Origin of the sequence: Amazonocrinis nigriterrae CENA67 (assembly GCF_016056305.1) — a bacterium.
In the GTDB taxonomy this organism is placed as follows: Bacteria; Cyanobacteriota; Cyanobacteriia; order Cyanobacteriales; family Nostocaceae; genus Amazonocrinis; species Amazonocrinis nigriterrae.
This window is the reverse complement of record NZ_JAECZC010000080.1, coordinates 1-11,013: the sequence shown is the minus strand read 5'-3', so window position 1 is coordinate 11,013 and position 11,013 is coordinate 1. Positions and strand designations below refer to the sequence as shown.

General features: G+C 41.5%; 7 protein-coding genes. 4 read left to right on the top strand and 3 right to left on the bottom strand.

Translation table 11 applies throughout. The annotated features are described in order from the left end of the window. Positions 1-556, bottom strand: a 556-nt coding sequence (modB, locus tag I8748_RS27805) for a molybdate ABC transporter permease subunit (RefSeq protein WP_198127746.1), incomplete at its 3' end; no start/stop codon positions are given. A gap of 454 nt (positions 557-1,010) precedes the next feature. Then, positions 1,011-1,877 (bottom strand): 6-carboxytetrahydropterin synthase, encoded by an 867-nt coding sequence (locus I8748_RS27800; RefSeq protein WP_198127745.1) that lies wholly within the window; start codon positions 1,875-1,877, stop codon positions 1,011-1,013. A 1,077-nt stretch (positions 1,878-2,954) separates the two neighbouring features. Between I8748_RS27800 and I8748_RS34750 the strand changes: the two genes are divergently transcribed. The 3 genes from I8748_RS34750 to I8748_RS27790 all read left to right on the top strand — a co-directional run bounded on the left by I8748_RS34750 (position 2,955) and on the right by I8748_RS27790 (position 9,770). Continuing rightward, entirely contained in the window at positions 2,955-3,191 is a 237-nt protein-coding gene (locus I8748_RS34750) for a hypothetical protein (RefSeq protein ID WP_214662787.1), read from the top strand. 274 nt (positions 3,192-3,465) lie between these two features. Further along, positions 3,466-8,805, top strand: coding sequence for a beta strand repeat-containing protein (locus tag I8748_RS27795; protein WP_198127744.1), 5,340 nt, complete (start codon positions 3,466-3,468; stop codon positions 8,803-8,805). 386 nt (positions 8,806-9,191) lie between these two features. Continuing rightward, positions 9,192-9,770, top strand: coding sequence for a hypothetical protein (locus tag I8748_RS27790; RefSeq protein ID WP_198127743.1), 579 nt, complete (start codon positions 9,192-9,194; stop codon positions 9,768-9,770). 14 nt (positions 9,771-9,784) lie between these two features. On the opposite strand, the gene I8748_RS27785 is transcribed toward I8748_RS27790, so the two are convergent. Next, entirely contained in the window at positions 9,785-10,384 is a 600-nt protein-coding gene (locus tag I8748_RS27785) for a gamma-glutamylcyclotransferase (protein WP_198127742.1), read from the bottom strand. A 232-nt stretch (positions 10,385-10,616) separates the two neighbouring features. Between I8748_RS27785 and I8748_RS27780 the strand changes: the two genes are divergently transcribed. Further along, positions 10,617-10,985: a DUF2237 family protein gene (locus I8748_RS27780; protein ID WP_198127741.1), complete on the top strand. Its 369-nt coding sequence runs from the start codon at positions 10,617-10,619 to the stop codon at positions 10,983-10,985. Positions 10,986-11,013 lie beyond the last annotated feature (28 nt).

The window sequence follows — 11,013 nt, the reverse complement described above, 5'->3', positions numbered from 1 at the left end:
CTACCGCGAAATAAATCGCCATGGGAATAGTTTGGGTTTGTCCGGGTATGTTCCCAGCCAGCATCAAGGTAGCGCCGAATTCACCCAAGGCACGGGCAAAGGCTAAGGTTGTGGCTGCTACAATACCAGGAGCCGCTAGGGGTAAACTTATGCGCCAAAAGATTGTCGATTCATTTGCACCAAGGGTTCTAGCTACCCGTAGCAGATTTTGATCAATTTGTTCAAAAGCTCCCAATGCAGTTTTATACATCAACGGAAAGGCTACCACAGTAGCTGCGATCGCTGCACCATACCAAGTGAAGACAATACTGAAGTCAAAAGACTGCATCAGTTTCCCTGCGGGGCCATTTTTGCCAAAAAAGACCAATAGTATAAAACCAACCACAGTCGGAGGTAAAATCAAGGGAGCAACAAATAAACCTTCAATTAAAGATTTGCCTTTGCCGCGATATCCGTTCATCCAATAGGCAGCAGCAATACCGATAAAAAAAGTAATAAATGTAGCAAGTAAAGATGTTTTTAGCGAAATCCAAAGTGGAGATAAATCTTGTGGCATAGTCAAAAGTTGGAGGTCAGTAGTCAGTAGTCAGTAGTCAGTTGTCAGTAGTTATTTCTCCCTCATCCTCCTCATTGCCCCCCAACCCCAGAGGGGCCCCGAAGCCTCCCATTTCCCCACTCCTTGCCGGGACAACCAACAATTTACCAATTAGATTGGTAATATTATGCCAAAAAAGAACACTTATGGATCACGTTGCAAAAATCACAAATGAAGCGGAAAGCAACGCTGGGAAGATATAGCAAAGTGCGCTCGTGCTGAGTCAAAAGCCAGTTTATTCAAGGCTTTGAGCAATCAACACTGTCCTAACCTGTATGACTACGGCTATAATTAAGCGAACTTGATATTAGAGGAAAAATATAGCAGTTTTCGTTGGCATAAAATACGCTTCCCTCCCAGCTAGCTGGGAGGGAAGCGTTGGTGTTAACGAATACAGGGTGAGGTTTCGACTGTATTACAACGAAGCGAGAACTGCATCTGGTACCAATGAATGGTTTGATTCTAAATCAGTGGCGTAGATTTCGCAGGAATTATTAGGGCTTTCAATCAGCTTAACTTTGTCAAGCTTAACTCCTAATTCTTGAATGGGCGATCGCAGTACCTTGCTAATATAAAGTGCGATATTCTCAGCAGTGGGCACAACTTGACCAAAGTAAGGAACGTCTTTGTTTAAAAAGGTGTGATCGAATGGCTCTACCACATAATCTTCTATCACCCGATTCAAAGCAACTAAATCGACAATCATGCCTGTACGCGGATCAATTTCTCCTTTGACAGTGACTTCTAAATGGTAGTTATGTCCGTGACCGTGAGGACGCGCACACTTACCGTAAATTTCAGCATTCTCTTCATTGCTGAGATCAGGATGAGCTAGCCGGTGAGCGGCGCTAAAGTGAGTGCTGACGCTGAGGTACGCTTCCATTCCGTTTCCCATATAATCTGCCCAAAGTTCAGGATTTTCAAACAACTGCACACGGACTAAAGGCAAGTGGGGTGCTAGCCGTTGCCAGATAACCCGTGCAATATTTTCAGTGGTGGGCAGAGTTTGTTGAAATTCTGCCCACACATCGTTGAGATAAGAAAAGTCTAGTTGGCTAGTAATTTCGCGCTTGATTACCTGTTTCACGTCTGACAAGTTCAGCACCATGCCATATTTATCTAATTCTCCAGCTAGGGAGATAAATAAGACATAATTATGTCCGTGTCCAGGAAATTTAGAGCAAGCACCAAATTTCTCAATATTTTCGGCTTCACTCAGTTCTGACAACCAATAACGGTGGCTTGCCGAAAACTGAGCGCGGCGATTAACAATGCATTGCATGAGTACTCTGGGAACAGAATTTAAAATTTCTTAAGCTTTCACTACTCCCAGCATAAACTAATTCCTTGGTTGTTTGTCATTTGATTAGTGCAAGTAGGCAGGGGGTAATTAGGCTGATATGCGTAGTTACTTTTTACACAAGGGCTAAAACCCTGATGAATACGTGGTTAATATGTAGGCTTATTAATCTCATCTAGATTTGTTGTGTATGAATCTATGATTTTTTACCTAGTTCTCAAACGATGAAGAAAGTATTGCAGTAATTGGACAATTGAATGTTTAAGTTTTGAGGGGTTCACAAAGCTAATTTTCAAGTATAGACTTATGCTCACCTCAAAAACCTACACTTTTCAGCGGTAATTAGAGAGGGGTGGGTATGAAATTCGATAATTTTCACAAGTTAATAAGGATTGCTACAAGTAGATGATTGAAAATCAAATTGACCATGTTACAAAACGTAAATATGTATGAGACCTATACTATTAACAACTAACGACTGATAACCCTCACTAGTTAACTGAATTTACACCAAACCAGTTAGGTAATAATTTATGCCAAGCTTCTTACTAACTAAGAATAAAAAATTGTTAATAAAAATATGTATTCTCTACTACTTCTTTAGATATATGCCTTCTGTTGCCTGCAAATTTTTGATTAAAACTATGTAAATAATATGTAAAATTATTTACTTTTATATCAGTTTCTCAACTCATCAGATGAAGAGTATGTAAAGATGCTTTTAAAAGCATAGACATGTAAGTGAATATACAGTATCAAGTTGTTAAGCTATTATTTTAAATGTTCCCAATTCTCAGGCTAGATATTCACGGGTAAGAGTCCGCAATCAGGAGAGCAAAATGTCTTTTTCTGTCAAGATAATTCGTAATTCGTAATTATTATCCTGCGACTTTAGTCGTGGGCTTGTAGCCAGGAATGTCTTTTTAGTTTCCATAACTACAGCAAGGGACTTGTACCTGCAATTGCGAATTACGAATTAGGAAACTTGTAATTATTTACTCAGCTGTCACCTATTCCTATTCTCAAACTCAGTAAGTAGATCAAAAAAATATAAGATAGTTGTCCGCAGCGTTAGCGGAACGCCTTCCTACAGGGTTACGAAGAGAAGCGATCGCAAAAACTGAGATTGTTATATTTCACTTCGTTCAGCTTGCTTCGGACATCTTACAGGTAATTGCGTTTACTTACTTAGTAGGACTTATGCATTGGCAGAAAACCAAATATCGAGTGAGGTTTTTAACTATCAAGCTTGATTATTGGATGCTTTTTCTGTGCTATTCAGGAATTGCAGCATGATTGAAAAAGCTTAATTCGAGCTATTTTAGTATTTCATGTGTTCATGATTTTTTGTAGTGCGTAAGTAAGACTTAGAGAGTTTTAGGTAGTTAGATAAATGCTACTTGTAATTTGGTCAAAAGTGTAAATGTTCAAAAAATTGCTCTTCCTCAAGAAGGACATAAAGCGTACCGGAAGTATGAATTTTCGGCAACTTCTTTATGTCCTAAAACGGCCTTCAGTACAACTTGAAGACTTCAGTTCTTGAAACATTCAATTCATCGAGGTAAAAATCATGGCAAACATCAATGGTACTAATGGGAACGATACCCTTAATGGCACAAGGTGCAATGACTTGATTCGAGGCAACGGAGGTAATGATGTTTTATATAGTAACGGCGGCAACGACACACTAGATGGTGGTTCTGGAAACGATAGCCTGAATGCCTTTTCTACTAGTGGGAATAACACACTATTGGGTGGAAGCGGCAATGATTATTTGGATATTAGCCATTCCAGTGGGAATAACAGCTTAGAGGGAGGGGCGAATAATGATATCTTCAAGGCTTTATCTACTAGTGGCAATAACACACTATTGGGTGGAAGTGGCAATGACTCGTTTTATATCAGCGCCCCAAGTATAGCCCCGACTTCATTAGTCACTCAAACAGTAGATGGGGGGACAGGTAACGATTATTTGTCTGTGGATTACAGCAATGCGAGTGTGGGAATCACTTCGAGTTTCGATGCTGGTATAAATCAAGGCTTAATTACTGCTGGCACAAATCAAGTTAGTTACCGCAGTATCGAAGCATTAGAGGTTACAGGTACAGCCAGTGATGATAATATCTCCGTCTCTGGTCAAGTCTACATCGCATACGATGACTACACGGGGAATGAGTATAGTTATGGTTATGCTGCCAGAGGTAATAACACACTCAAGGGTGGCGCTGGTAACGATTCTTTGAGTGCTAACTATTCAACAGGTAACAATTTACTCTCTGGTAGCGATGGTAATGATACTCTTTCTGCCTCTAGCTACTCATTCCTAAACATCCCAGACTTTACATATACCGTCTACGCCTCATCAGGCAATAACACCTTAGATGGTGGCGCTGGTGACGATAACTTAAATGCAGAGGGTTCAACAGGTAATAATCTGCTTAATGGGGGCGATGGCAATGATTATCTTTCTGCCTCTGGCTACTTTGCAAACCTCGGCTTTGATGGAACTGAACCGGGCTATGCAGCCAGAGGCAATAACACCCTACTCGGTGGTGCTGGTAACGATTCTTTGTATGTTGATCTTTCAGTTGGCGATAATCTGCTCAATGGTGGCGATGGCAATGATTATCTTTCCGCCTCTGCCTACTTCGAGAGTGTGTTAATTTATAGTGTAATCGGCTATTCCATCTCTGGTAATAACACCCTATTCGGTGGCACTGGTGACGATCGCTTGTATGCAGAGGGTTCAGTTGGCGATAATCTGCTTGATGGCGGTGATGGCAATGATTATCTCTCTGCTTCTGGCTACTCCTTCTCTGTCTACAGAGGTGCCTCGGTTTATAAGACCTCTGGTAATAACATTTTAGATGGTGGGGATGGTAACGATAGTTTGTATGTTACTGATTCAACAGGCAATAACACCCTACTCGGTGGTGCTGGTAACGATTTCTTAGGTGCTGGCAGATCAACAGGCAATAATCTCCTCGATGGGGGCGATGGCAATGATAGTCTCTTTGCCAGAGGCACTTTTTCACCAATCTATGACATCGAAGACCCCAGATCTGGAACGTATAACATTGAACGCTCATCAGGTAATAATATTTTAAATGGTGGCGCTGGTGACGATAGTTTGTCTGTTGATGTTTCAGCAGGTAACAATTTGCTATCTGGTGGCGATGGCAATGATACTCTTTCTGCCTCTGGCAACTTCGATAATTCGTTCGATCCAATTTACGTCTCTACGTCAGGCAATAACACCCTCAATGGTGGTGCTGGTAACGATTCTTTGAGTGCTATAGCTTCAACAGGCGATAATCTACTCAATGGTGGTGATGGTAATGATACTCTTTCAGCCTCTGGCTACTTAGAGTACGCCTACTTTGGTTATGCCGTTGCCGCCTCGGGCAATAACACCCTACTTGGTGGTGCTGGTAACGATTTTTTGAGTGCTAACTATTCAACGGGTAGTAACCTATTGTCTGGTGGCGATGGCAATGACAGTCTCTTTGCTTCTAGCTACTACTTAATAGACTACTTTGACGGAATAAATGCCTTCTACGCTTCATCAGGCAATAATACCTTAGATGGTGGCGCTGGTGACGATCACTTGTCTGTTAACGTTTCAGTTGGTGATAATCTGCTTGATGGAGGCGATGGCAATGATTATCTTTCTGCGTCTGGAGAATTCTTTGGCACTTATGGAGAAGCATTTGGCTATACCATATCTGGCAATAACACACTCATTGGTGGCGCTGGTAACGATTCTTTGATTGCTGAGGGTGCAACAGGCGATAATTTGCTTGATGGAGGCGATGGCAATGATTATCTCTCTGCTTCTGCCTCTACTCCCGCTTCCAGAGGTAGTCTCTATATTTACGGCGGCACAGGTAATAATACCTTAGATGGTGGCGCTGGTAACGATCGCTTGTATGCTACCTATTCAAGAGGCAATAACACCCTTGATGGTGGTGATGGTAACGACTTGTTGAATGTTAACTATTCAAGAGGTAATAACACCCTTGATGGTAGCGCTGGTCAAGATTCCTTGAGTGCTACCTTTTCAAGAGGCAATAACACTTTGGATGGTGGCACTGGTAATGATTCTGTAAGTGTTAACAATTCAACAGGTAACAATTTACTCTCTGGTGGCGATGGCAATGATTATCTGTCTGCCTCTGGCTATTACTACTACGAAGACTACTACTACGGCGATCGCACTTACTTAGACTACACTGGCAATAACACCCTAGTTGGTGGTACAGGTGACGATTCTTTGATTGTTGATTATTCAACAGGCGATAATCTGCTATCTGGGGACGATGGCAATGATTATCTGTCTGCTTCTGGCGAAGAGTACGTTCAGACGTTCACGTTCTTTGGGGAATACCCGAATGAACTTGTTTATCTCTCCACCTCAGGCAATAATACCCTCAATGGTGGTGCTGGTAATGATCAGTTGAATGTTAGCCTTTCCAATGGCGATAACACCTTAAATGGTGATGCTGGTGATGATTCATTGAATGCTAATTATTCAAGCGGCAATAATTTACTCTCTGGCGGCGATGGCAATGATTCTCTTTCTGCCTCTGGCAACACCAGCTACACTTATACTCAATATTTCTACGACCAAGCTAACTACACACTATACAGTGAAGAAGTAACCGTGGATGTCTCTACTTCAGGCAACAACACCCTTGATGGTGGTGCTGGAGACGATACCTTAGACGTTAGCATTTCCACTGACGATAACCTGCTGTTGGGCGGCGATGGCAATGACACCATTTATACTAGTGCCTCGTCTACTGCCCCATCTTCTTTAGTAACTCAAACAGTGGATGGCGGAACAGGTGACGATTATTTGTCCATTGATTACAGCAATGCGAGTGTGGCGATCACCTCAAGTTACAACGCTGCTACTAATCTTGGCTTGATTACCGCAGGCACGAATCAAGTTAGCTTCCAAAATATCGAAAGATTAGAAGTCACAGGTACAGCCAGTAATGATAATATCTCCGTCTCTGGTCAATACTACCTCGAAATTGACTATAGCTATGGCTATGCCGCCTCTGTGAATAGCACCCTCAACGGTGGCGCTGGTAACGATTCTTTGAGTGCTAACTATTCAACAGGTAACAATTTACTCTCTGGTGGCGATGGCAATGATAGTCTCTCTGCTACTGGCTACTACTTAATAGGCTACTCTGAAACAATAGATGCCCTCTACGCCTCATCAGGCAATAATACCTTAGATGGTGGGGCTGGTAATGATCGCTTATCTGTTAACGTTTCAGTTGGGGATAATCTGTTAGATGGGGGCGATGGTAATGATTATCTTTCTGCCTCTGGAGAATTCTTTGGCGCTTATGGGCAAGCATTTGGCTATACCATCTCTGGCAATAACACCCTAGTTGGTGGCGCTGGTAACGATAGTTTGTATGCTGATGCTTCAGTTGGAGATAATCTGCTTGATGGGGGCGATGGCAATGATTATCTTTCTACCTCTGGCATCATTACCGACAGCGACCGATTTGTAATTATTACTCCCTCGGTTGGTAATAACACTTTAGATGGTGGTGCTGGTAACGATACCCTCAGTGCTAACAATTCAACAGGTAATAATCTGCTTGATGGTGGAGATGGTAATGATGTTTTGAGTGCTAACAATTCGGCAGGCAATAACACTTTAGACGGTCAAACTGGTAACGATACCTTGAGTGTTACCTTGTCAACAGGCAATAACAGACTAGTTGGTGGCGTTGGTGATGATTCCTTAAATGTTAACTTGTCAACAGGTAATAACACACTACTTGGTGATGCTGGTAATGATTCCTTAACTGCTAACAATTCAAGAGGCAATAATCTACTTGATGGCGGCGATGGTAATGATTATCTCTCTGCTTCTGGCTATTACTACTATGAGGAGGATTACTACTACTACCAAAAACGCTATTACTTGGACTCTGGCAATAACACCCTAGTTGGTGGCGTTGGTGACGATTCTTTGATTGCTGATTATTCAACAGGCGATAATTTGCTATCTGGGGGCGATGGCAATGATTATCTCTCCGTCTCTGGTGAAACCTACCTTCAGTACTTCAATCCCGACTTCCCCGATAGAACTGATCAACTTTTTTATATCTCCACGTCAGGGAATAACACCCTTAATGGTGGTGCTGGTAATGATCAGTTGTATGTTGAGTATTCAACAGGCGATAACACCCTAGTTGGTGACACTGGTGATGATTCATTGAATGCTAATTATTCAAGCGGCAATAATTTACTTGATGGCGGCGATGGTAATGATTCTCTTTCTGCTTCGGGCACAACCAGCTACAGTTACAGCTACTACGACGAGAGCTACAACCAATATGTTGTAGATGTGGATGTCTCCACGTCAAGCAATAACACCCTTGATGGTGGCGCTGGTAACGATTACTTGAATGTTAGCATTTCACTTGGCGATAACTTGCTGTTGGGTGGCGATGGCAATGATTACCTGCTTGCTTCTGGGGCATTAGGCAACAATACACTCAATGGTGGCAATGGTGACGATACCCTCATTGGTGGCGATGGCGATGATATCCTAATTGGTGGTGATGGCATCGATAGGTTTGGTTTCAACAGTTACAACGAAGGTATCGATAGCCTTTATGACTTCAGTGCTGCTAATGATCTCATTCAAGTATCGGCTAATGGTTTTGGTGGTGGTTTATCAACAGGTTCACTCTTAGAGAGTCAATTTAACTTGGGAGTATCTGCAACCAACAGCGACCAGCGATTTATCTATGATGGCAACACAGGTGCATTGTACTTTGACTCAGATGGTACTGGCAGTAGCTTTACTCAAGTCAAATTTGCACAACTAGATGCTGGACTTTCACTAACAGCAAACAATTTTGTTGTTGTTTAATCACAACTAGCTGTTTTCATCACTCAGCTGCATTAGAAAATAATAAATCTGCATCTGGCGAGGTGTTTCATATAGCACCTCGCTTTTAAGTTAACGTGAGTTCGACAGATTTAAAAAACTCCTCTCCAAAAAAGTTTTAATATTTACATTTCGTCACACAAATAAAAAACTATGTCTTATTTTCAAGATAGAAATGTAGGTAAAAGTTTTAGCTGTAATCTGGCACTTTCTGACTAATGCGATCGTCAATTTATTTATAGCAGCTTTCATCTGAATTAGACAGGGGCTAATTGTAGAGGCAATTTATGAATTGTTTCTACGGTGTACCTTACTCAATTGCAATTCGCTATAAATCTCACTAATAATTTTTACACAACAGGGAAATTATGAAAATTAAAACTGTCTTATTAAGCGCTGCATTAGCAAGCGTTACTTTCGTTGCTACTTCAAATATTGTACAGGCTCAAGACTGCCCTCGAAACTTGGTAGTTCCTGCTTCGGTGCAAACTCGAACCATTCGTCAAGAAAAATTTGGTTATAGCTTTAAAATCCCAAATAACTATAGAACAATGGTGCGTCAAGGCAATGTATTGCTAATATTTGATCCTAATAGTTTTGCCGAGGCACAATGTTTAATTAAAAACCAAGCTCCTACAGAATTACCAAAGAGTATTTCTATCTATGTCAAGTCTGTTAATTCTCAAAACCAGAGTTTAACAAATCTCATTAAAAAAGACGACCCTACAGCAGAAAAATTTGAAAATATCAAAGTCGCTAATCGAGCCGCCATAACTTACATTTCTAGTACTTTAGGAGTTAATCAAAATGTTTCTTTGTTCACTCCTGACCGTAAATATATTATTACTATCTCAGCACCGTTTAACTTTAAAGAAGGACGCCCTACTACTATCTTTAATAAAAAGGTATTTGATCAAGTTCTCTCAAGCTTGACTTTTGTCCGTTGAGATTATAGTAATTGCTAAGCCGATCGCATGTTTTGCTGTTCTTGATGTCTTTGTTGCAATTGATACATGTGATTAAATAAATGCCAGCAATATTCCTCTGGTAGTCCACAGGTGACAGCACCCCGCAGCACAACGTTAAAGTACCAGTCGTTGGGTGCGATTTCTTCTGCAAGTTTATTGACTACTACATAGGTGCGAACATCTTTATACACCCGATTTTGGCAGTGAATATCTACTATTTCATGACGATAAAGTCCTTGGGAAACACCTTCACGTATGTCTAGGTGTTCACTCAGCCGCAAGGGTAGCTGATAAAGTACGCCTCTGACACTAGCTTTGGAGTCTTTGACTACATCCAAAACGCCACAATTGCGAGTTGGAGAACACAGATAAAACCCTAATCGATATTCTTTTAATATTCCAGTACCGATGATGTAATGGTGGGTATTCTCGCCAAGCGATCGCTTCAAATCCACCGGACACATACAAGAGCCGTAAGCAAAATAGTAGAATGTTGGCTCCTTCGGTCGCTTTTGTTGTAGTTTCAACTCTGCATTTGCAGGATCATGAGGTTGCACCCACTTATGGTTTGAGTGTCCACTTTGATTACTCATCTATCCCTAGAAGTATTTACTACAAGCATAATTCTACCATAAAACATATTAAAAAATACAACATTATTTTGATAGGCAAACTGTAGTTTAGGGTACTGATGAGTGATGAGTGATGAGTGATGAGTGATGACTGTTGACTGATGAGTGATGACTGTCAACCGTAAACAAAAATTTCCAGTAAAATTAATGCTGGCGCTAAAACAGCTGTTGCTCAAGCCATAAGGAAATGATCATGACAGAGGCTAAAAACGTAATCGGCACAAAATTAGAGCTTTGCTGCACTTCTCCCATGACTGGGTATTATCGCGACGGTTTTTGTCGCACAGGCGGTCAGGATTTTGGATCGCATGTCATATGTGCCCAAGTAACAGCAGAATTCCTTGAGTTTACCAAATCACGAGGTAACGACCTTAGCACCCCTGTTCCTGATTATAATTTCCCTGGTTTGAAACCAGGCGATCGCTGGTGTTTGTGTGCTTCTCGCTTTTTAGAGGCTCTAGAAGCTGGTGTTGCTCCACCTGTCATTCTTTGCGCCACTCATCCTAGAGCATTAGAAGTAGTTTCCCTAGATGAACTGAAAAAACATGCGCTTTCAGAGTAGCAGGGGTGCAGGGGTGCAGGGGTGCGGG